Origin of the sequence: Miltoncostaea oceani, from assembly GCF_018141545.1 — a bacterium.
In the GTDB taxonomy this organism is placed as follows: domain Bacteria; phylum Actinomycetota; class Thermoleophilia; order Miltoncostaeales; family Miltoncostaeaceae; genus Miltoncostaea; species Miltoncostaea oceani.
The window spans coordinates 1,848,600-1,868,622 of sequence record NZ_CP064356.1 but is presented as its reverse complement, the minus strand read 5'-3'; the positions used below and the strand labels follow the sequence as shown (position 1 = coordinate 1,868,622).

At 75.5% G+C, this 20,023-nt stretch carries 21 protein-coding genes, 1 tRNA gene and 1 pseudogene; 10 read left to right on the top strand and 13 right to left on the bottom strand.

Annotated features, from left to right (window positions below):
- Positions 1 to 266: 266 nt before the first annotated feature.
- Complete coding sequence (locus IU369_RS09550) at positions 267 to 644, top strand: VOC family protein (RefSeq protein WP_246551473.1); 378 nt, start codon at positions 267 to 269, stop codon at positions 642 to 644.
- On the opposite strand, the gene IU369_RS09545 is transcribed toward IU369_RS09550, so the two are convergent.
- Entirely contained in the window at positions 614 to 1,516 is a 903-nt protein-coding gene (locus IU369_RS09545; protein ID WP_217920744.1) for a class I SAM-dependent methyltransferase, read from the bottom strand. The two genes, IU369_RS09550 and IU369_RS09545, sit on opposite strands and share 31 nt — an antisense overlap.
- Positions 1,517 to 1,563: 47 nt before the next feature.
- On the opposite strand from IU369_RS09545, the gene IU369_RS09540 reads away from it, so the two are divergent.
- Entirely contained in the window at positions 1,564 to 2,127 is a 564-nt protein-coding gene (locus tag IU369_RS09540; RefSeq protein WP_217920743.1) for a helix-turn-helix domain-containing protein, read from the top strand.
- Between the two features lie 6 nt (positions 2,128 to 2,133).
- Positions 2,134 to 2,622: a Cys-tRNA(Pro) deacylase gene (ybaK, locus tag IU369_RS09535; RefSeq protein ID WP_217920742.1), complete on the top strand. Its 489-nt coding sequence runs from the start codon at positions 2,134 to 2,136 to the stop codon at positions 2,620 to 2,622.
- Positions 2,623 to 2,650: 28 nt separating this feature from the next.
- On the opposite strand, the pseudogene IU369_RS09530 reads toward ybaK, so the two are convergent.
- The 8 genes and pseudogenes from IU369_RS09530 to IU369_RS09495 all read right to left on the bottom strand — a co-directional run bounded on the left by IU369_RS09530 (position 2,651) and on the right by IU369_RS09495 (position 9,761).
- Positions 2,651 to 3,608 (bottom strand): annotated as a pseudogene (locus tag IU369_RS09530) (SDR family NAD(P)-dependent oxidoreductase).
- An 87-nt stretch (positions 3,609 to 3,695) separates the two neighbouring features.
- A complete protein-coding gene (locus IU369_RS09525) occupies positions 3,696 to 4,235 on the bottom strand; it encodes a DUF1697 domain-containing protein (protein WP_217920740.1) in 540 nt (179 codons plus the stop codon).
- Positions 4,232 to 4,915: a lytic transglycosylase domain-containing protein gene (locus IU369_RS09520; RefSeq protein ID WP_217920739.1), complete on the bottom strand. Its 684-nt coding sequence runs from the start codon at positions 4,913 to 4,915 to the stop codon at positions 4,232 to 4,234. Before IU369_RS09520 ends, IU369_RS09525 begins: the two co-directional genes overlap by 4 nt.
- Positions 4,893 to 5,501, bottom strand: a complete 609-nt coding sequence (gene coaE, locus IU369_RS09515; protein ID WP_217924357.1) for a dephospho-CoA kinase — start codon at positions 5,499 to 5,501, stop codon at positions 4,893 to 4,895. Before coaE ends, IU369_RS09520 begins: the two co-directional genes overlap by 23 nt.
- Before the next feature lie 34 nt (positions 5,502 to 5,535).
- Positions 5,536 to 7,068: a 30S ribosomal protein S1 gene (gene rpsA, locus IU369_RS09510; RefSeq protein WP_246551234.1), complete on the bottom strand. Its 1,533-nt coding sequence runs from the start codon at positions 7,066 to 7,068 to the stop codon at positions 5,536 to 5,538.
- A gap of 141 nt (positions 7,069 to 7,209) precedes the next feature.
- The gene (locus IU369_RS09505) at positions 7,210 to 7,905 is read right to left on the bottom strand and encodes a DUF4395 domain-containing protein (protein ID WP_217920738.1); all 696 of its coding nucleotides are present in this window, start codon (positions 7,903 to 7,905) and stop codon (positions 7,210 to 7,212) included.
- 21 nt (positions 7,906 to 7,926) lie between these two features.
- Positions 7,927 to 8,613, bottom strand: a complete 687-nt coding sequence (locus tag IU369_RS09500; RefSeq protein ID WP_217920737.1) for a response regulator — start codon at positions 8,611 to 8,613, stop codon at positions 7,927 to 7,929.
- Positions 8,610 to 9,761, bottom strand: coding sequence for a sensor histidine kinase (locus IU369_RS09495; protein WP_217920736.1), 1,152 nt, complete (start codon positions 9,759 to 9,761; stop codon positions 8,610 to 8,612). The genes IU369_RS09500 and IU369_RS09495 overlap by 4 nt, the downstream gene beginning before the upstream one ends.
- Before the next feature lie 221 nt (positions 9,762 to 9,982).
- Here IU369_RS09495 and IU369_RS09490 point away from each other — a divergent pair, with 221 nt between their 5' ends.
- Positions 9,983 to 10,570, top strand: coding sequence for a hypothetical protein (locus IU369_RS09490; protein ID WP_217920735.1), 588 nt, complete (start codon positions 9,983 to 9,985; stop codon positions 10,568 to 10,570).
- A 6-nt stretch (positions 10,571 to 10,576) separates the two neighbouring features.
- Here the strand turns inward: IU369_RS09490 and IU369_RS23830 are convergent, their stop codons facing one another.
- Both IU369_RS23830 and polA read right to left on the bottom strand, forming a co-directional pair.
- Complete coding sequence (locus tag IU369_RS23830) at positions 10,577 to 11,242, bottom strand: DUF3291 domain-containing protein (RefSeq protein WP_217920734.1); 666 nt, start codon at positions 11,240 to 11,242, stop codon at positions 10,577 to 10,579.
- Positions 11,221 to 13,803 (bottom strand): DNA polymerase I, encoded by a 2,583-nt coding sequence (polA, locus tag IU369_RS09480; protein WP_217920733.1) that lies wholly within the window; start codon positions 13,801 to 13,803, stop codon positions 11,221 to 11,223. The genes IU369_RS23830 and polA overlap by 22 nt, the downstream gene beginning before the upstream one ends.
- 82 nt (positions 13,804 to 13,885) lie before the next feature.
- Here polA and IU369_RS09475 point away from each other — a divergent pair, with 82 nt between their 5' ends.
- Positions 13,886 to 15,328 carry an NAD-dependent malic enzyme gene (locus IU369_RS09475; protein WP_246551232.1) on the top strand — a complete coding sequence of 481 codons (1,443 nt, stop codon included), beginning with the start codon at positions 13,886 to 13,888 and terminating at the stop codon, positions 15,326 to 15,328.
- A 50-nt stretch (positions 15,329 to 15,378) separates the two neighbouring features.
- Positions 15,379 to 15,816, top strand: coding sequence for a nitroreductase family deazaflavin-dependent oxidoreductase (locus tag IU369_RS09470; protein WP_217920732.1), 438 nt, complete (start codon positions 15,379 to 15,381; stop codon positions 15,814 to 15,816).
- A 43-nt stretch (positions 15,817 to 15,859) separates the two neighbouring features.
- Here the strand turns inward: IU369_RS09470 and IU369_RS09465 are convergent, their stop codons facing one another.
- On the bottom strand, positions 15,860 to 16,606 hold the full coding sequence (locus tag IU369_RS09465) for a thermonuclease family protein (protein WP_217920731.1): 747 nt from the start codon (positions 16,604 to 16,606) through the stop codon (positions 15,860 to 15,862).
- A gap of 186 nt (positions 16,607 to 16,792) precedes the next feature.
- Between IU369_RS09465 and IU369_RS09460 the strand changes: the two genes are divergently transcribed.
- Together IU369_RS09460 and IU369_RS09455 are read left to right on the top strand one after the other, a co-directional pair.
- Positions 16,793 to 17,695: a helix-turn-helix domain-containing GNAT family N-acetyltransferase gene (locus IU369_RS09460; protein WP_217920730.1), complete on the top strand. Its 903-nt coding sequence runs from the start codon at positions 16,793 to 16,795 to the stop codon at positions 17,693 to 17,695.
- A 10-nt stretch (positions 17,696 to 17,705) separates the two neighbouring features.
- Positions 17,706 to 17,790 (top strand) — tRNA-Leu (locus tag IU369_RS09455).
- A gap of 42 nt (positions 17,791 to 17,832) precedes the next feature.
- Here IU369_RS09455 and IU369_RS09450 read toward each other — a convergent pair.
- Positions 17,833 to 18,528: an alpha/beta hydrolase gene (locus tag IU369_RS09450; protein WP_217920729.1), complete on the bottom strand. Its 696-nt coding sequence runs from the start codon at positions 18,526 to 18,528 to the stop codon at positions 17,833 to 17,835.
- A 77-nt stretch (positions 18,529 to 18,605) separates the two neighbouring features.
- Between IU369_RS09450 and IU369_RS09445 the strand changes: the two genes are divergently transcribed.
- Positions 18,606 to 19,154, top strand: coding sequence for a TetR/AcrR family transcriptional regulator (locus tag IU369_RS09445; RefSeq protein ID WP_217920728.1), 549 nt, complete (start codon positions 18,606 to 18,608; stop codon positions 19,152 to 19,154).
- Between the two features lie 96 nt (positions 19,155 to 19,250).
- Positions 19,251 to 19,844 (top strand): hypothetical protein, encoded by a 594-nt coding sequence (locus IU369_RS09440; RefSeq protein WP_217920727.1) that lies wholly within the window; start codon positions 19,251 to 19,253, stop codon positions 19,842 to 19,844.
- The last annotated feature ends 179 nt before the right edge of the window (positions 19,845 to 20,023 follow it).

Sequence of the window (20,023 nt, the reverse complement as noted above, 5' to 3'; positions counted from 1 at the left end):
AGGCCAATCCGGGGCGGCTGCGATTCGGCGTCCGGGCCAAAGTGGCGACCCCCGCCCACCGCCTATCTTCCCCCTCGTGAAGTGAGGGTGACTCGGGAGGAAGCCCCCACCTCACACCAGGCCCCGCGACCGGGACGCGGGGCTTCGCACCCCAGCCGGCGGCGTCGTCCAGACGCCGTCGGCTGCCCCCATCGGACGGGGCCGTCCGGCGGCCGGCGCGGGTACCCTCGACGGGACACCCCCGCCGCCGGAGGCCCGCCGTGCCGATGCACTTCGACCACACCATGGTCCGCGTCCTCGACGAGGAGCGGTCGATCGCGTTCTACCGCTCCCTCGGCTTCGAGGAGGTCCGGCGGGCACGGGTCGGGGGTGACACCGCCACCGTCGTGTTCCTCGGCCTGCCCGGCGAGGAGCCACGCCTCGAGCTGACCCTCAACGACGGCCGCACCGAGCCGTACGTCCAGGGTGAGGCGTACGGCCACATCGCCCTGACGACGCCGGACATGGACGCCGAGCTGGCGGCCCTCGCCGCGCGGGGGATCACGCCGGAGAAGCCCCCGTACGCGTCGCGCCCCGGCGGCTCCCGCATCTGCTTCATCCGCGACCCCGACGGCTACCGCATCGAGCTCATCGAGCGTCCCTGACCGCCCTCCCGCCCCGGGGCGGCGACGACCAGCAGGCGGGTGGCGGTCGCCGTCGCCGCCGCGCGGCCGAGCCGGGCGGGCGCGCCGGGATCGTCGAGGGCCGCCACGTCGGCGGGCGCGAGGGCGTCGCCGACGGTGCGGCGCGCCGCCTGCACGTGCCGCGTCACGAGCAGCGCGCAGGCCGGCGACGCCGGCAGGGTGACGGTGTCCTCCAGCACGCCGGCGTCCACGACGTCCAGGCCCGCCGCCGCCACCCGGCCGGCGAGCCGGTCGAGGTCGTCGTGGGCATGCCCCGACGCCCGGTCCCGCGCGTCGCGCGCCGAGAGCGCGTCGTCGACGCGCTCCCACAGTCCGGCGCGGTCGAGGTCGTCGGCGGGGCGCAGCCGCGGCGGGGTGTGGCGCTCCAGCACGCACAGGCCGCCGCCCGGGCGCAGCCGCGCCGCGATCGCCCGCAGCGTCGCGTCGACGTCGCGCAGGTGGTGCAGCGACAGTGCCGCCCACGCGAGGTCGAGCGGGCCGAGCGCCGCGAGGTCGCCGTCGAGCGACAGGGCGACGCCCTCGACCCGCCCGGCGAGGCCCGCGGCCGCGGCCCGGCGCGTCGTGGCCGCCCGCATCGCGGGGGCGTCGTCGACGGCGGCGACCGTGGCGGCGGGGAACGCCGTCGCCAGGGCGCAGGCGTCGACGCCCGGGCCCGATCCCAGGTCGGCGATCCGCTCCACCCGCGTGCGGTCGGTCCACCCGAGCGCGGCGCAGGTGCGCGCGATGGCCCGGGGCGTCAGGCCCCCGGCGGCCTCCGCCTCGGCGGCGATGATCGCGACCATCCGCTCGTCGTCGAACGGGGCCGAGCCGGTGTGGGTGTGGGCATGGGTCATGGCGTCACGCTAGCCGGCCGATGCGCCGGACGCATATCATCTTGCCGATGACGCAAGACTCGACGCTGGAGGAGTCGGCCCGCCGGCGCCTGCGCACCCTCCGCACGGCGCGTGGCTGGTCGCTGGACGACCTCGCCGCGCGGTCGCACATCAGCGCGTCCACGCTCAGCCGCCTCGAGAGCGGCCGGCGCCGCCTGGCGGTCGACCACCTCGTGACCCTCGCGCGGGCGCTCGACACGACGGTCGAGGACCTCGTCGCCACCGCCGACGACGGCGACGTCGTCATCCGTCCGCGCCATGACGAGAGCGGTCGCACCACGTTCTGGCGCCTCTCCCACCGCGACGACCCGACGGGGCGCACCGTCGTGAAGATGCGAATCCCGGAGGCGGACGGCCCGCCCGAGCTGCGCGTGCACCGCGGGCGGGACTGGTTCTACGTGCTCAGCGGCGTCGTGCGGCTGCGCCTGGGCGAGCGGGACGTCCACGTCGAGGCCGGCCACGCCGCGAGCTTCGACACGATGACGCCCCACGCGATCAGCGGGCACGGCGGCCCCGTCGAGATCCTCTCGATCCTCGACCACGACGGGGAGCGGGCGCACCTCCATGACTGACGGCTGATGGCGCGGACGCGCGGAGGCGGGACACCGGCGACGGTCGCCCTCACCCGGGCCGGCGTGCCGTTCACGCCCCGGCCGTACGACCACGACCCGCGGGCGGAGTCGTACGGCGCGGAGGCGGCGGCCGCGCTCGGCGTGCCCCCGGAGCGGGTGCTGAAGACGCTGATGGCGTCGGTCGACGGGGCCCTCGTCGTCGCCGTCGTCCCGGTCGCGGGGCACCTCGACCTGAAGGCCCTCGCCCGGGCCCTCGGCGGGAGGTCCGCCGCGATGGCCGACCCGGCAGCCGCCGCCCGGGCCACCGGCTACGTCCTCGGGGGGATCTCCCCCATCGGTCAGCGCCGCCCCCACCCCACCGTCATCGACGACACGGCCCTCGGCCACGCCACCGTCCTCGTGTCCGGCGGGCGGCGCGGGTTCGACATCGAGCTGTCCCCGGCCGACCTCGTGCACGTCACGGCGGCCGTCACGGCGCCGATCGCCCGCCCCTGACGGGACCGGGCGGCGGGGCCCCCGCCCCCTACGCCGCCCGCCGCTCCGCCAGCATCGCGATCGACACGTCCCAGAGGCGGGTCGCCGACTCCGATCGACGGCGTAGTCCATGACGCCGGGGACCGTGATGTCCCCGGGGGCCTCCGACAGGACGGGGGCCTCGACGCAGTCCTCGAAGTAGCGGCCGCCGACGCCCTCCAGGGCCGGCGAGGTGGCCAGGACGACCGACGTCGCCGCCCCCTGTTCCGGGGTCTTCATGAAGGCGAGCTCGCCCGCGGCCTCCATCCGGGCCCACTCGGCCCGCTGGGCGTCGGGGACGTGGCGCTGCAGGGCCGTCCAGATGCCGCCGGGCATCAGGGCGTTGGCGGTGATGCCGTCCCCCGCCCAGCGGCGGGTGGCCTCGACGGCGAACAGCACGTTCGCGGTCTTCGACTGGCCGTAGGCGGCCCACGGCTCGTAGGGCCGGCGCAGGAAGTGGATGTCGTCGACACCACCGGTGAGGCGCGATGGCCGCCGGAGCTGACCGACCCGATCCGGGCCGCGCCGGCGGCGGCGAGCGCCGGGTGCAGGCCGAGCGCCAGGGCGAGGTGGCCGAGGTGGTTCGTGGCGAACTGCAGCTCCCAGCCCTCCGGCGTGCGCGCCTCGGGGGACGCCATCACCCCGGCGTTCGCCACGAGCACGTCGAGCGGCCCGTCCCACGCCGCCGTGAACTCGGCCACCGAGTCCTGGTCGGCGAGGTCGAGGTGCGCCACGCGCACGGCCTGCTGCGTCGACGCGCCGATGCCGGCCGCCGCCGCGGCCCCCTGCGCCATGTCCCGCACCGCGATCGTGACGTCGGCGCCCGACGCCGCCAGCGCGCGGGCCGTCTCGATGCCGATCCCCGACCCGCCGCCGGTCACGACCACCCGCCGCCCCGTGAGGTCGATGCCGGCCACCGCCTCGGCCGCCGTCGTGTCGTGCCCGAACCCCGTCGTGATCAACGCCATCCCCACCCTCCGTCGCGTGTGCGCGGATCCCCCGGGACGGGTCGACCGGCGGGGTCATCGTGGCAGGTGCCCCGCAGGGACCGCCCGTCAGTCGCCGAGCATCGCGACGAGGCGCTCGACGGTGCGCCAGTTGCGCGCCGTGGCCACGACCGGGAGGCGGCGGCGCCCGAGCGCCGCGAGGCCGGGGGAGCCGGTGATGCCGCCCGGCGACCAGACGTACACCTCGCGCCCCGCGACCCGGATCGCGTCGTCGCCGACGTCCTCGGACCCGAGGCCCGACAGGGTCCCCGCCGGGGGCCGGGCCGACAGGAACACCACCTGCAGGCGGCGGGGGTCCTCCGCGGCCTGCGCCGGCAGGGGGTTCCCCGCGACGATCCGCCGCATCTCGGCGGCGGTGCGCACCACGACGGGGACCTCGAACCCGAACCGCTCCCCGAGGGCCCGCGCGAGCCGGGTGGCCATCCGGGCGGGGGGATCGGGCGTGTCGTAGACCAGGTTGCCGCTGCGGAGGTGGGTCGCGACGCCCGTCGCTCCGAGCTCCTCCGCCAGGTCGCGCAGGGCGGCCATCGGGACGGGGCGCGCGGTGCCGACGTTGACGGCGCGCAGCAGCGCCACCTGGCGGCTCACGGCACGGGGGGCGCGTCCAGGCGGTCGCCGTAGGCGCGGCGGTAGATCGGCGCAGTGTCGAGCACCCGCGTCACGAACGCCCGCGTCTCCGTGAAGGGGATGTCGTGCGGGATGTCGAGCGACTCACCGCGCACCGCCGCCTCGTCGAGCCACTCGGCCAGGTTCGTCTCGCCCCCGTTGTAGGCGGCCAGCGCGAGCGGCACGGTGCCGTGGCGGTCGACGAGGTACCGCAGGTAGCGGGTGCCGTAGGCGATGTTCACCGCCGGGTCCTCGAGGCGGCTCGGGGACGGGCTCGGGCGGCTGGGGAGCCCCGCGACGAACCGTGCGGTCTCGGGGAGCATCTGCATCAGGCCGACGGCGCCCTGGCTCGACCGCGAGTCGGGCAGGAAGCCGCTCTCGGCGTTCACGACCGCCGCGACGAGGGCCGGGTCGAGGCCCTGCCGGGCGGCCTCCTCGTTGATGGCGTCCTCGTACTCGAGGGGGTACCAGAGGCGCGCGTACCAGGCGGGCATCTCCTGGTGGACCGCGTACCAGCCTCCCAGGAGCCCGCCGAGGACGACGAGGGCGACCAGCAGCCCGCGGAGCCCGCGGCGCCGACTCCGCCGTGGCGGCGGGGCCGGGGTGTCGGCGAGGGCACCGTGCCCGGCGGGGGCACGCTCAGTGACGGTCGATCGGCGCATGGGTGACCCGACCAGCGTACTCGGCGTGCCGGTCGGCCACCCACGCCCGGAGGCCCGCGAGGTCGCCGTCGTTGACGTACGAGCGGTCGGCGCGCGCGACCTTCTCGGCCTCCGGCGTCTGGCGGCCGCTGAGGGCGTCGAAGTCCTGTCCGCGCGCCTCGACGCGCGCGCGGCGGACGGCGTCGGACGCGGTCACCACGAGGACGGCGTCGAACCGGTCGGCGAGGCCCGCCTCGAACAGCACCGGCACCTCGCAGACCAGCAGATCGGGTGGCGGGACGCGGGCCGCCTCGGCGGCGATCCACGCCTCGCGGGCGGCGCCCACGCGGGGGTGGACGAGCTGCTCCAGGAACCGCAGGCCGCCCTCCTGCGCGAGCGCGCGGGGCCCGAGCAGCCTCCGGTCGACGGCGCCCGACGCATCGATGACGTCGTCACCGAAGCGTGCGCGCACCGCCGCGACGACCTCGGGGTCGGTGTACACCGCGTGCACGACCGCGTCGCTCGAGAGCGTCGCGGCGCCGAGGTCGGCGAACGCGGCGAGCGCCGCGGACTTGCCGGCGCCGATCCCGCCCGTGAGGGCGAGCAGGGGGGGCGCGGCGGCGCCGCGCCCCCCCGGCGCGTCAGGCCTCGGCGGGGGCGTCGTCCGCGTCGCCGTCCGGGGCGGCGTCCACCGGGACGGCCGCGTCCTCGGCCGGTGCGGTCTCGGGCTCGATCGCGTCCAGCTCGGAGGCCTCGGGGGCCTCCTCCGCGGCGGGCGCGTCGTCCGCGACCTCGGCGACCGGGGCCTCCTCGGCGGGGGCCTCGGCCTCGACGGCCGTGTCGTCCTGCACGGTCGCGTCGTCGGCGTCCACGTCGGACTCCTCGGCGGCTTCGGCCGCCTGGGCCTCGGCGGCGGCGAGCGCGGCGGGGCCGGTCGGGCCGCTGACCTCGGCGATCGCGGCGCGGACGTCCTCGGGCAGGTGGTGCTGCACCGAGTCGCTGTCGGCGACGCGCTTGAGGCTGAGCGAGAGGCGGCGGCGGTCGGCGTCGATCTCGATGACCCGGACGGCGAGGACGTCGCCCTGGTTCACGACCTCACGGGGGTTCTCGACGTGGTGCGCGGCGAGCTCCGAGATGTGGACGAGGCCCTCGACGCCGGCGTGGATCTCGACGAAGGCGCCGAACGTGACGACCTTCGTGACCTTGCCCTCGACGACGTCGTTGACCTGGTAGCTCTCGATGACGCTCTGCCACGGGTCGGCCTGCGTCTGCTTGAGGCCGAGCGAGATCCGCTGGCGGTCCCGGTCGATGTCGAGCACCTTGACCTTGACCTTCTCGCCGATCGCCAGCACCTCGGACGGGTGGTTGACGTGGCTCCAGGAGAGCTCGGAGATGTGGATGAGGCCGTCGATGCCGTCGAGGTCCACGAACGCGCCGAACTCGACGATGTTGGAGATGACGCCCTCCACCACCTGGCCGGGCTGCAGCTCGTCGAGGATCTTCTGGCGCACCTCGCGCCGCTCGTCCTCGAGGACCGCGCGCCGCGACAGCACGACGTTGTTGCGGTTGCGGTTCAGCTCGATGACCTTGCACTCGAGCTTGCGGCCGAGGAACTCGTCGAGGTCCTGGACGCGGCGGATGTCGACCAGCGAGGCGGGCAGGAAGCCGCGGACCCCGAGGTCGAGGATCAGGCCGCCCTTGACCACCTCGATGACCGTGCCCTCGACGTTCTCGCCGGCGGCGGCGGCCGCCTCGATGCGCTTCCAGGCCTTCTCGAAGCGGGCGCGCTTCTTGGAGAGGATCAGGCGGCCGTCCTGGTCCTCCTTCTGCATGACGAGGGCGTCGACCCACTCGCCGAGCTGGACCTCGTCCTCCGGCTTGACGCTCTTGCGGATGGACAGCTCGGGGAGGGGGATGACCCCCTCGCTCTTGTAGCCGATGTCGACGAGGACCTCGTCCTTGTCGATCCTCACCACCCTCCCGCTGACGACGTCCCCCTCGGAGAAGACCGGCAGGGTGCCGTCGTAGTTGGGCACCATCTCGCCGTCGACCTCGATGTACTCCGGGCCGTCCAGGGTGCGGACGGGCGTGTCGAAGTCCAGGTCGATCACGGGGGCGTCGAGGTCGGGGACCTCGGAGACGGTGGTGATCTCGGGGGTGTCGGTCGTCGTCATCGGTGTGGTTGTCCTCGTCAGTTAATGGCTCCGGGCACGGACCGGGGCACCGGTCGTGCCGGGGGCGGGCAGTATAGAACGGCGGGCGGCGGGCGGCGACCGCTCGGCCCGCGCCCGGATCCGCGCATCACCGGCGATCCGTCAGACGGCCGCCAGCACCTGGGCGATCTCGGGGGAGCCGAGCGTGCCGGCCCGCGCGAGGGCCAGGCGCCCGTCGCGGCCGACGGCGAGCGCCGCGGGGACGCTGCGCACCGGCAGGCTCGCGGCCCGCGGGCGCTGCGACAGGTCGACGCGGACCACCTCGCGGTCGCCGGCGGCGCGCTCCATCGCGCGGGCGACGGGCTCGCAGCGCGCGCAGCCGGGGGCGGTGAGCACCACGAGCCACGGGCCGGGCCCGGTGAGGCCGAGGTCGTCCCGGACGTCCTCCCCGTCGCCGCGACGCAGGGCGAGGAGCAGGCGGTACGCCTCGCAGCCGACGCAGAGGCCGCTGATCGCGGACACCAGGGCCAGCGCCGCGACCATCCCCGCGACAATCCAGCCGGCGAGGTCCGCCCCGGCGGCGAGCAGCACGAGCGACAGCGTGAGGAACCCGGCGGCGAGCGCCTGGGAGAACCGCACGGGCGCCGCCGGCTCCAGGTCGGTGGCGGGCGGCGCGATGCGCCGGAACACCCACGCGACCGGCGACCAGCGCGGCCCCGCGAGTGACAGGAGGACCAGCACCAGCGCCACCACCACCGCCGCGGGGGTCGCGAAGGCGATGGCCTCGAGGCAGAGGACGCCGGTGATCGCCTGGGCGAACCGGGGCTGGAGGGGGTGCACCGCGGGTAAAGCCGCCATTACCGGAAGGATAGCGGAGAATCAGGCGGGCGCGCCCTCCCCGGCCACGTCCCCGGTCCCCGGCTCGACGAGCCCCGCCTCGTACGCCGCGATCACGGTCCCGACCCGGTCCCGCACGCCGAGCTTCGACATCACCCGGCCGACGTGGGTCTTGACCGTCGCCTCGCTCAGGAACAGCCGGCCGGCGATCTCGCCGTTCGACAGGCCGCGGGCGATGAGGCGGGCCACCTCGACCTCCCGGGCGGTGAGTCCCGCGAACGCCTCCGGCAGCCCCGACGGCGCCGGCGCGCGGCGCACGAAGCGCTCCACCAGGCGCCGCGTCACGGACGGGGCGAACAGCGCCTCCCCGGCGGCGACGGTGCGGACCGCCTCGGCCAGGCGCGCCGGCGAGGCGTCCTTCAGGAGGAAGCCCCCGGCCCCGGCGCGGAGGGCCTCGTAGACGTACTCGTCGAGGTCGAACGTCGTCAGCACCAGGACCCGGGCCGCCAGGCCGTGCTCACCGAGCCGGCGCGTGGCGGCGATGCCGTCCATCACCGGCATCCGGATGTCCATGACGACGACGTCGGGGCGCTCGCGCACGACGAGGTCGACGGCGGCGGCGCCGTCGGGCGCCTCCCCCACCACCTCGATGTCGTCCTCGGCGCCGAGCATCCCCGCGAGGCCCCCGCGGATCAGCGCGTGGTCGTCGGCGACGACGATCCGGATCACGCGGCCTCCCCCACGGGCAGGCGGGCGCGGACCCCGAAGCCGCCGTCCTCCCGCGGCCCCGCGTCGAGGGATCCGCCGTACAGCCGCACCCGCTCGCGCATGCCGACGAGCCCGTGACCGCCACCCGGCCCCTCCCCCGGCCCGCTCGGCGTCGCGTTCACCACCTCCACGTCGACGACGCCCGGCGCCCGCCGCACCACGACGCGGGTGGGGGCCGCCCCCGCGTGGCGGCGGACGTTGGTCAGCGCCTCCTGCACGATCCGGTACGCGGCGAGGTCGATGCCGGCCGGCAGGGGCTCGGCGTCGTCGCCCTCCCGCGCCAACTCGACGGGGACGCCGGCGGCCCGCACCTCCCCCACCAGGCGCTCCAGGTCGCCGAGCGTCGGCTGCGGCGCGTAGACGGCCTCGTCCTCCCGCAGCACGCCGAGCAGCCGGCGCATCTCGATCAGGGCCTCCGCGGCGGTGCGGCGGACGGAGGCGATGTGCTCCCGGGCGCGGTCGGGGTCGCGCCCCACGAGCGACTCGGCGGCGCCCGCCTGCACCGCGATGATCGACACGGAGTGGGCGACGACGTCGTGCAGCTCCCGGGCCACCCGGGCGCGCTCGGCGGCGACGGCTTCGCGGGCGAGGAGCCCGCTCTCGGCGCGGGCGGCGTCGGCCTGCGCCGACCGGTGCCGCACGAGGCGGCCGGCGGCCCACGCCGCGACGATGAAGAACGAGAGGATCGCGACGTCGCCCGGCTGGGGGTCGGTGCTCCAGAAGTCCGTCCGCGTGGCGAGGAGCATCGTCGCGAACGGCAGCAGCACCGCCGGCGCGGCGAGCCACACGGCGCCCATGTGCGCACCCACGGAGAACGTCGCGACGAGCATGCTCGGGAAGGGGGCGGTGCCGAACTCGGCGACGTCGGCGGTGGCGGCGCGCAGGGCGAGCAGGCCGCAGACCAGGGCGAGCACCGGTAGCGGCGCCCGGCGCCGCCACAGCAGCGGGACGGTCACCGCGAACGCGAAGGCGACGCGGGTCGGCAGCGTGCCGGGGCCGTTGACGAACAGCGCCTCGGCGAGCGCCCAGAGCAGGAGGCCCCCCGCGATCAGCATGTCGACCGGGCGGGGCACCCGCAGGCGGCGGGCGATGTCCTCGGCGAGCGTCATGCGCGACATCGTAGGTGCGCCGCCCGGCGGCCCGCGTCATACCACGGTCGCATGCGGAGCCTCCCGCGGGCGCACGTGGCGCACGACCGGGGTCGGCCCGCGGACGCGCCCGCGCGCCACCGCGCCGCGACCGCCGGCCGACGCGCCACGGCCGGCCCGCGCCGGATGCTCCGGTGGACGGCGCACACCGCGCCGGCAACCCCCCCCGAGAGGAGCCCACGATGCCCGCACCCACGATCCTCGGACGCCTGGTCGCCGACCGCGTCGCCGGTCGCATCGCCATCGCCGCCGGCGCCGTCATGGCCGCCCTCGGCGCGACGTACGCCATCCGCCAGGACCTCGACCGGGAGCTGGTGGACCGGCCGATCGACCACATCGTGCTGACCGGGCTCGCCGTGGTGCTGGTCCTGGTGATCCCCGCCACCCTGGCCCTGGGACGCCGCGGCGGGGTGCTCGGCCGGCGCGGATCTCGGGTCGCGACCGCGGGCCTCGTCGGGCTGGCGATCACGTGCACCGTCTCGAACGTCAACGGCGCCGACCCGGCGTGGTTCGTCGTCGCCGCGCCCGTGACGAACCTGATGTGGCTCGGCGGCTGGGTCGCCGTCGCCGTCGCACTGTTCCGTGGTCGCGCCGTCGCCCGCCCCCTGGCCGTCGCGCTGCCCCTGTCGTGGGTCGCCCTGCTGCCGCTCTCGATGCTCGGCGGCGGCCTGCTGGCCGGCGGCTACTGGCTCGCCCTCGGCACCCTGATGGCGACGGGCGGCCTCGCCGGCCGCACGGCGCGGCGCGGCGTGGCCGCCACCGCCGCCTGAGCCCCCTCAGTCGCCGGGCGGCGGGAAGGCCTCGCGGAGCGTGAACGCCCGCGGGGCCGGCCCGTGCGCGCGGAGCGTGGCGAGGCGTTCCTCGGCGTCGGCGACGGTGGGGACCGTGCCGGCCGGCACCCACCACAGCACCGTCTCGGGCTGCCCGAGGCGCGCGAACCACTCCCGGCGGCGGCGCAGCACCGCGAGGTGGTCGGCGCCGTAGGTGAAGGCGCGGAGGGCCTCGACGGACTCCCACACCGACATGTTCACGATCAGCCGGTCGTCGCCGAAGGCCCGCACGGCCGTGGCGTCGCCCTCCTCGGTCTGGAGGCGCCACACGAACCCGGGGCTGCCGTCGGCCACGGCGTTGACCGGGTCGAGCGCGGCGACGAAGTCGGCGAGCAGATCCGAGTCGAGCGGCTCGCGCGGCAGGGCGATGTTGACCTGGGCGACGTGGTGGCCCCGCGCGTCGTGCGCCGCGCGCCGGAGGGGGTCCGTCAGGGTGCGGTGCGCCGCGTTGAGCGCGGCGAGGCGGCGGGGCGCGTCGTCGGAGTCGTCGCCGAGCACCATCTCCCGCAGGACGGTGAACGCGGCGGTGATGACCTCGGGGCACGCGGCGGGGTCGACCTGCAGGACCCGGTAGGGGTCCTCCCCCTCCCCTACGACTTCGCGTCGAGCCACGTCTCCCCGGTGCCGACGTCCACGGACAGCGGCGGGTCGAGCGGGTACGCCCCGACCATCGCCGCGCGCACGACGGCGGCGGCGCGCACCGCCTCCCCGGCGGGCGCCTCCAGCAGCAGCTCGTCGTGGATCTGGAGGATCAGCCGCGCCTCCAGGCCCTCCGCGGCGAGGGCGTCGTGCGCCGCGACCATCGCCACCTTGATGATGTCGGCGGCCGTCCCCTGGATGACCGTGTTGACGGCGAGCCGCTCGCCGAGCTGGCGCTGCTGGACGGTCGCGCCCGTCAGCTCCGGGATCGGCCGGCGGCGTCCCAGCAGCGTCGTGACGAAGCCGTCCTGGGCGGCGGCGGCGATGGTGGTGTCGATGAAGCTGCGCACCCGCGGGTACCGCGCCAGGTACGCGTCGATGTAGTTGCGGGCGTCGGCGCGGGGGATGCCCAGCTGCTCCGAGAGCCCGAAGTCGCTGATGCCGTAGACGATGCCGAAGTTGACGGCCTTCGCCCGGTCCCGCGTCTGGCGGTCGACGTCGGCGGGCGCCATGCCGAACACCTCCGCCGCGGTGGCGCGGTGGACGTCCTCGCCCCGCCGGAACGCGTCGGCGAGGGCGGGCTCGCCGGAGCAGTGGGCCAGGATCCGCAGCTCCACCTGGCTGTAGTCGCAGCTCACCAGGACCCAGCCGGGGTCGGTGGTGAACGCCCCCCGGATCTCGCGGCCGATGGTCGTGCGGACCGGGATGTTCTGCAGGTTGGGGTTCGTCGACGAGAGCCGGCCGGTCTCGGCCACGGTCTGGTTGAACGTGGTGTGCAGGCGCCCGTTCTCGTCGACCTGGTCGGGCAGCGCCGACAGGTAGGTGTTGTCGAGCTTGGTGAGCTCCCGGTACTGCCCGATCAGCGGGACGATCGGGTGCTTGTCCTCGAGGAGCTTCAGCACCTTGCGGTCGGTGCTCCAGCCGGTCTTGCCCTTGCGGAAGGTCGGCAGCTCGAGCCGCTCGAACAGCACCTGGCCGAGCTGCTTGGGGGACTCGATGACGAACTCGCCGCCGGCGAGCTCCCAGATCCGGTCGCGCAGCTCGTCGGCGCGGTCGCGCACCCGGGCGGCGATCTCCCCGAGACGGGGGACGTCGAGCTTCACGCCGACGCGCTCCATCGCCGCGAGAACCCGCGTCGTCGGCAGCTCGATCTCGTGGTAGAGCGGCTCGAGGCCCTCCCGCGCGAGGCCGGCCCTCTGCCGCTCGGTGAGCTCGCGGACGAGGGCGGCGTCGCGGACGACGGGGTCCGGCTCGCCGTCGACGCCGATGCCGGCGTCGGCGGCGAGCTCCTCCAGGGGGTAGCCGCGGCGGCGCGGCTCCAGCAGGTAGGCCGCGATCATCGTGTCGTGGACGGGGCGCAGCTCGTCGCCGGTGTCCCGCACCACGGCCTTCGCGTCGTGGCAGGCGACGGCGGCGCCCGCGAGGGACCGGGCCAGCGCGGCGCCGACGCCCTCCCCGAGGGGGCCGGTGGCGACCTCCGGCCCCTCCCCCGCGACGGCCCACGCGTCCTCGGAGAGGGCGAGGCTGAGGCCGGCGGCGCCGGCGAAGCGCATGGCGAGGTCCTCGGGCGAGGCCTCGGAGGCCGTGACGGCGACGGTGTGGGCGGCGGGGGCGGCGACGGGCTCGGCCCCGTCGGCGAGCTCCCCGAGGCGGCGCTCGAGGCTGCCGAACTCGAACCGCTGGAACACCTCCCGCAGCGCGGCCATGCGCTCCGGCCCGAAGTCGAGCGGCGGGACGTCGTCGAGCTCCAGCTCGACGGGGGTCTCGCAGTCGATGACCGCCAGGTCGCGCGTCTTGCGGGCGTTCTCGGCGTGGATCTCCAGGGCCTCGCGGCGCTTCGGCGTCTGCTCGGAGGCGTGGTCGAGGATGGCGTCGAGGCTGCCGTACTTCTGCAGGAGCTGGGAGGCGCCCTTCTCCCCGATGCCCGGCACGCCCGGCAGGTTGTCGCTCGGGTCGCCGACCATGCCGCGGAAGTCGGTCATCAGCTCGGGGCCGATGCCGTAGCGCTCGAGGACGGCGGCCGGGGTGTAGAGGGTCGTGTCGGTCACCCCGCGGCCCGTCGCCATGACGCTGACCCCGTCGGTCACGAGCTGGAAGGCGTCGCGGTCGCCCGTGAGGATCACGACGGGGATGCCCTGCTCCTCGCCGCGGCGGGCGAGCGTGCCGAGCACGTCGTCGGCCTCGTACCCCGGGACCTCGGTGTTGACGAAGCCGAACGCCTCCATGAGGGGGCGGAAGTGCTTCTGCTGCTCGCGCAGCAGGTCGGGCGTCGCCGACCGGTTCGCCTTGTACGTCGGCTCGCGCTCGTGCCGGAAGGTCTTGCCCTTCGGGTCCCACGCGACGACGACCCGGGCGGGCCGCTCCTCGGCGAGCATCTTCATCATCATCGCGGCGAGGCCGTAGAGGGCGTTGGTGGGGAAGCCCTCGGCGGTCGCGATGGTGTCGGGGAGGGCGTGGAAGGCGCGGTAGGCCAGGCTGTTGCCGTCGATCAGCAGCAGGGGGCCCGTAACGGGCGGGGCGGCGGTGTCCGGCATCCCGGCCAGGATACCCGGGGCGCCCGATATGCTGGCGCCCCGCCCGATCCCGGGGCCGCCCCGCACCTCCCGAGGAGTCATCTTGGCCGTCACGCCGAGCGCCCAGTACAGCGTCACCATCCGCGTCGAGACGGAGTCCGCGCAGACGGCCCTCCTCGGCGCGTTGACCACGGCGATCGGCGAGGTCGGCGGGGACATCGGGGCGATCGACATCGTGGGGACCGGGGTGAACTCGGTGATCCGCGAGATCGTGGTGAACGCCTCCGACCAGGAGCACGCCGACGCGATCGTCGCCGCCGCCGGGAGCCTCGACGGGGTCACGGTGCTGTCGTCGTTCGACCGGACGTTCCGGATGCACCAGGGCGGCAAGATCGAGATGACGACCCGGGTGCCGCTCGAGACCCGCGACGACCTCTCGACGGCCTACATGCCGGGCGTCGCCCGCGTCTGCGCGGCCATCGCGGAGGACCGGTCGAAGGTCTTCGACTTCACCCTCAAGCGCAACATGGTCGCCGTCATCACGAACGGCACCGCGGTCCTCGGCCTCGGCGACATCGGCGCCGCCGCCGGCATGCCGGTGATGGAGGGCAAGTCGATGCTCTTCAAGGAGTTCGGCGACGTCGACTCCTACCCCATCTGCATCGACTCGAAGGACCCCGAGGTCCTGATCCGGACGATCACGGCGATCGCCCCGGCGTGGGGCGGGATCAACCTGGAGGACATCGCGGCGCCGGTCTGCTTCGAGGTGGAGGACCGCCTGAAGGAGACCCTCGACATCCCGGTCTTCCACGACGACCAGCACGGCACCGCCATCGTGGTGCTCGCGGCGCTCCTGAACTCCCTGAAGATCACGGGGGAGCGCATCGAGAACCTGAAGGTCGTGGTCTCGGGCGTCGGCGCGTCCGGTGTCGCGTGCTCGAAGATCCTGATGAACGCCGGCGTCACCAACATCATCGGCTGCGACTCGAAGGGCGCGATCTACAAGGGCCGCACCGAGAACATGAACTTCATGAAGGACTGGTACGCCGAGAACACCAACCCGGAGGGTGTCCGGGGCGGCATGACGGAGGCCATCCGGGGCGCGAACCTGTTCCTCGGCCTGTCCGGCCCGGGGACGTTCTCGGTCGAGCAGCTGAAGACGATGGCGAAGGACCCGATCGTCTTCGCGATGGCGAACCCGACGCCGGAGATCATGCCGGAGATCGCCGCCCCCTACGTCCGGGTGATGGCGACGGGGCGGTCGGACTACCCGAACCAGATCAACAACGTCCTGGCGTTCCCGGGCATCTTCAAGGGCGCCCTCGCGTGCCGCGCGACGCAGATCTCCGAGGGGATGAAGGTCGCGGCCGCCGAGGCGATCGCGGCCTGCATCTCGGACGACGAGCTGAACGAGGACTACATCATCCCGAGCGTGTTCAACCGCAACGTCGCGCCGACGGTCGCGGCGAAGGTGATCGAGGTCGCCCAGGCGGAGGGGCTCGCCCGGCGGGTCCCCACGATGGGCGAGGACCCCTACGACATGTAGCCGCCGGCCGGCGTCCCCGCCGGCCCGGACCCCGCAGCGAGGAGCACGCCATGAGCGACGAGGAGCCCATCGACCCCGAGACCGGGTGGGTGGCGGAGCACCTGCGGTCGTACGTGGAGTCGGACGGGGAGGACGGCCACCTGTGGCGGGGGGTCCCCACCCTGCTTCTGACGACCCGGGGCCGGCGCAGCGGGCGCCTGCGCCGCACGCCGTTGATCTACGGACGCGACGGCGACGCCTACGTGGTGGTCGCGTCGAAGGGCGGCACCCCGGAGCACCCCGCCTGGTACCTCAACCTGCGTGACCGGCCGGAGGTGACGATCCAGGTCGGCCCCGACGTCATGACCGCCCGGGCGACCACGATCGAGGGTGACCACCGCGCCGAGGTCTGGGACCAGATGGCGCAGATCTGGCCGGACTACGAGAAGTATCAGGCGAAGACCGACCGGACGATCCCGCTCGTGCGCCTGGAGCCCCTCCCCTCCTGAACCGTCCACCCGTGGTCCCGGCGGGAGCCGGGGCCACGGGGCCTCACTCCTCGCAGGCGATCCCGTCCCCGTCGACGTCGAGGCGGTGGACGTCCACTCCGATGACGCGGAAGTTCCGGTCGGGTATGGCGATGCAGTCGACGTCGGGGGGTCCGGGGGCGATGCACGCGCCCGCGTAGTTCGGGTCGCAGTCGCCGGAGGATGCGGGCCGCGCGGCGTCGGGCATCGCGACCCGGCCGCGGCACGGCGGGCCCCAGAGGCCGAGCTTCGCCGTCCGCGCCCGGCTGTGGGCCCGCAGGAACGGCACGGCGTACCGGAAGCGGACGCCGTCGTGGACGTAGGCGCGGGCGTGGCCGCTCCGGACGAGGGAGAAGTTGACGGAGCCCGTCGGGCCGGAGCGCCCCGCCCGGTAGACGTAGGCGAGCAGGCGGCCGTAGCGGTCGCGCACGTCCTGGGTCGGGTCGGTGACGAGCCGCACCGCCGTCCCCTCGGGCAGCAGCCGGGTGGTGCGGGCCGTGGCCTCGGGTCCGAAGCACTGGACGCCCGTCGTCGGGTGCCGGGTCTCGGGGGTGTCGACGCCGATCAGCCGGACCGGCGTCTCGAACCCCCGCGACACGACCCTGATGGTGTCGCCGTCGATGACGTCGCTGACCGTCCCCCGCAGCGTGACGGCCCCCGCCGCCGGGACCACGACGGCCGAGAGCACGAGCGCCGTCGCCACCGCGACGACGTGCGGGAGCCGCCGACCGGCGCGGGCCACCCGGTCCCCGCTGCCGTTCTCCACGCCCATGCCGTCCCCCCTGCCCCGGATGGCCCGCCGGACGCGCGGGCGGCGGGGCGGAGCGTACGGGCGCCATGGGACCCCGTCAGCTGGCCGGAGGCGTAGGTCCGTCGCTCCCGCACCCCTCGGTCGTCGCGCCGCGCGGAGCCGAACGGGCACTGGACGACGCCGACATCATCTGACTAAGGTCAGACGATGGATGACGCGGCGATCGACACGGTCCGCCGGTTCACCCGGACCGTCACGCAGCGGGTCGGCGCGCTGGACGACCGCGCGCTCTCCCGCGACCGGCCGCTGGGCGCGTCGCGGGTGCTGTGGGAGATCGGCGAGGGCGGGCGCGACGTCCGTGACCTCCGCGCGGGCCTCGGGCTCGACTCGGGGTACCTGAGCCGCCTGCTGCGCTCACTCACCCGCGAGGGGCTGGTGCGCGTCGGCCCGGGGACGCCGGACCGGCGCGTCCGGCGGGCCCACCTCACGGCGGAGGGGCGACGGGAGCGCGCCCTGCTCGACGGGCGCAGCGACGCGCAGGCGGCGTCGCTGCTGGAGCCCCTCCCCCCCGCGCAGCGGCGGCGGCTGATCGCGGCGATGGCCGAGGTGGAGCGCCTGCTGCGGGCCGGGATGGTCGACGTCGGGCCGGCGGACCCCGCCGACCCCGGGGCCCGCGCGTGCGTCGCGGCGTACGCGGCGGAGCTCGACGGCCGGTTCCCCGGGGGCTTCGACCCCGCGGCGAGCCTCCCCGCCCACGACGACGACCTCCGGCCGCCCCGGGGGCTCCTCGTCCTCGCGTCCCTGGCGGGGCGCCCCCTCGGCTGCGCCGCGCTGAAGCTCCACGGCGACGAGCCGGCGGAGGTGAAGCGCATGTGGGTCGCCGGCGACGCCAGAGGCCTCGGCATCGGACGCCGCCTGCTGGCGGCGGTCGAGTCAGCGGCGGCGGAGGCCGGGGCGCGGGTCCTCCGCCTCGAGACCAACGAGACGCTCACCGAGGCGATCGCGCTCTACCGGTCCGCCGGCTGGACGGAGGTGCCACGCTTCAACGACGAGCCCTACGCGCACCACTGGTTCGAGAAGCGCGTCGAGGCGCCGGGGGCCGCGCACTAGACTCGCCGCGGGGGACGTGGCGGAACGGTAGACGCGGCGGTCTCAAACACCGCTGGGGGGAAACCCCCGTGTGGGTTCGACTCCCACCGTCCCCATCGGTCCCGGCGTGCGTCCCGGCGGCGCGTCGGCCCGTTCGTTCAGAGACCCAGGATCAGGTCCCGGACGGCTGCGGGCCGGGAGAGGAACGGGTGGTGGCCGGCGTCGATCTCCACGACGGCGCCGGCGCGGCGCGCGAACTCCCGTTGGCGGTGGGCCGGGGTGCCCCGGTCATCCGCGCAGACGAGGTACGTCGAGGGCAGGTCGTGCCACGCCGCGGACCGGACCGGCTGCCCGAGGACCGCCAGGCTCTGCCGTGCCGTCCGGTCCACGGCCCCGCGCTGGATCTCCGCGTCGCAGTCCTGGAGGAACGTCCCGGCCACGGACTCCGGCCGAACGGTGAACGTCCCGCCCTCCGGATCGACGTCGAGGAACGGGGCGGGTGCCTCACCGCCGAAGGAGGACAGGCCCTCCCCCACCTCCGGGAGGTAACTCGACACCAGCAGCAGGTGGCGCACGGCGTCGACGCCCGCCGCCGCCTCGGCGGTGACGATGCCGCCGTAGCTGTGGGCGACCACGACCGTCGGCTCGTCGCCGGCGGTCAGCACCCTGCGCACCGCGGCGACGTCCTCGTCGAGGCCCGGACCGCCCGCCCCCACCGGCCCACCCGCCTCGCCGCAGCTCGGCAGGCCCGGCGCCACGCTCGCGACGCCCCGCTCCGCCAGGAGGGCGGCGGTCCGATGCCACCACCACTCCCCGTCCCTGACGCACGCCCCGTGCACGAAGACCACCCTCATCCCCCGACCCCCATGGTGTGACCGACCCGTCGGACGGGATGCTAGACGTACCGGTCGTTACGTGAAAAAGTCGAGTTGTGGGACGGCAGCGCCAACCGCAGATCCGGGAGCGGATCCTCCACGCGTGCACCGACCACGCGCTCGCCCACGGCCTCCCCGACCGGCTCGCCCCGCTCGCGGCCGCCGCGGGCACCTCGACCCGGATGCTGATCTACCACTTCGAGACCCGGGACGGCCTGCTCCGGGAGATCCTCCGGGAGGCCCGCCGGCGCCAGGTCGCGGCGTTCACCGACCTCATCCGCCCGCGGCCCGGCGAGCCATACCCCATGACGCTGGCCCGTGCGTGGCCGGCGATCTCCGGTCCGGAGGGCGCGCCGTACCTGAGGATGTTCGGCCGGCTGCACGACTCCGCGGGGGAGCCGCTCTGGCCCGGGTTCCGGCGGACGGCGACGACCGACTGGCTCGCGCCGCTCGAGGACGGCATGCGCAGCATCGGCCGGCCCGAGATGGCGACCGTCGCGCTCGCCGTGATCCGCGGCCTTCTCATGGACCTCGACGCCACCGGCGACACCTCGCGCACCGACCGGGCGTTCGCCGCCTTCCTCGCCACGCTCGACGGCGCCTGACGCGGAACCGCCGGTACCACCGGGCCCCGGTGGCCGCGGGGGTGGCGGCCGACATACCGTCGACCCTGTCCGCATCGGCGAAACGGGGAGGGCGCGATGGCGACGACAGGACGGGTGGGCCGCGTGTGGCTGGCGGCGGGCGCGGGGGCGGTGCTCGGGATCGGGGGTGTCCTGGTCGCCGGGCAGGCCACCGACGAGGCGTCCGGTCAGGCGGCGCGGCCGGTGACGGTGTCGGCGCAGCAGCTCGCCGTCAACCAGCGGATCTCGCAGGCCGCCGTGCGCCGGGCGAACGAGAGCCTGAAGCTCCTCGGACCGGTCCGCCCCGTGCCGCGAACCCCCGCCAAGCCCCTCGGGTGGCGGGCGTCCGACCTCTCCGCGGACCTGCGCGAACGGCAGCCGCGGTGGGCGGTCGTCGCCCCCGACGGGACCCTCGCCCGCGGCCGCGGCGCGACCGCCGCCGCCCGGACGGCGTTCGGGCGCTACCGCGTCGCGTTCGACCGCAGCGTCGTCGCCTGCGCCGTCTCCGCCACGATCGCCGTCGTCGCGCCCGGGGACACCGTCCTCTTCGACCGGGTGCCGACCGTCGGCATCGACCCCGCCGACCCGGCGGTCGTCACCGTCCGGGTCTGGCAGGCCTCGAACCCCGCCAACAGCGAGGACGCGCCCGTCCACCTCACCGTCGTGTGCTGATCGCCGCGACGGGGCCGGGCCGTCTGCGCTGCGGTCCCGTCGCCGTCCCGCGTCCTCCTCCACGTGGGACCGGGGAACCGGCGGCCCGGGCATCCGGCCGCCGCCCCGGGTACGGTCGGGCCATGACGCTGTCCGTGACGTGCGCGGCGGGATACCCGGTCGCCTCGTCCGCCCGGCGG

Coding starts and splice junctions, on each gene's coding strand:
- IU369_RS09550 (WP_246551473.1), top strand. CDS start 267: ATGCACTTCGACCACACCATGGTCCGCGTCCTCGACGAGGAGCGGTCG.
- IU369_RS09545 (WP_217920744.1), bottom strand. CDS start 1,516: ATGACCCATGCCCACACCCACACCGGCTCGGCCCCGTTCGACGACGAG.
- IU369_RS09540 (WP_217920743.1), top strand. CDS start 1,564: ATGACGCAAGACTCGACGCTGGAGGAGTCGGCCCGCCGGCGCCTGCGC.
- ybaK (WP_217920742.1), top strand. CDS start 2,134: ATGGCGCGGACGCGCGGAGGCGGGACACCGGCGACGGTCGCCCTCACC.
- IU369_RS09520 (WP_217920739.1), bottom strand. CDS start 4,915: ATGCGCCGATCGACCGTCACTGAGCGTGCCCCCGCCGGGCACGGTGCC.
- rpsA (WP_246551234.1), bottom strand. CDS start 7,068: ATGACGACGACCGACACCCCCGAGATCACCACCGTCTCCGAGGTCCCC.
- IU369_RS09505 (WP_217920738.1), bottom strand. CDS start 7,905: ATGGCGGCTTTACCCGCGGTGCACCCCCTCCAGCCCCGGTTCGCCCAG.
- IU369_RS09495 (WP_217920736.1), bottom strand. CDS start 9,761: ATGACGCTCGCCGAGGACATCGCCCGCCGCCTGCGGGTGCCCCGCCCG.
- IU369_RS09490 (WP_217920735.1), top strand. CDS start 9,983: ATGCCCGCACCCACGATCCTCGGACGCCTGGTCGCCGACCGCGTCGCC.
- polA (WP_217920733.1), bottom strand. CDS start 13,803: ATGCCGGACACCGCCGCCCCGCCCGTTACGGGCCCCCTGCTGCTGATC.
- IU369_RS09470 (WP_217920732.1), top strand. CDS start 15,379: ATGAGCGACGAGGAGCCCATCGACCCCGAGACCGGGTGGGTGGCGGAG.
- IU369_RS09465 (WP_217920731.1), bottom strand. CDS start 16,606: ATGGGCGTGGAGAACGGCAGCGGGGACCGGGTGGCCCGCGCCGGTCGG.
- IU369_RS09460 (WP_217920730.1), top strand. CDS start 16,793: ATGGATGACGCGGCGATCGACACGGTCCGCCGGTTCACCCGGACCGTC.
- IU369_RS09450 (WP_217920729.1), bottom strand. CDS start 18,528: ATGAGGGTGGTCTTCGTGCACGGGGCGTGCGTCAGGGACGGGGAGTGG.
- IU369_RS09440 (WP_217920727.1), top strand. CDS start 19,251: ATGGCGACGACAGGACGGGTGGGCCGCGTGTGGCTGGCGGCGGGCGCG.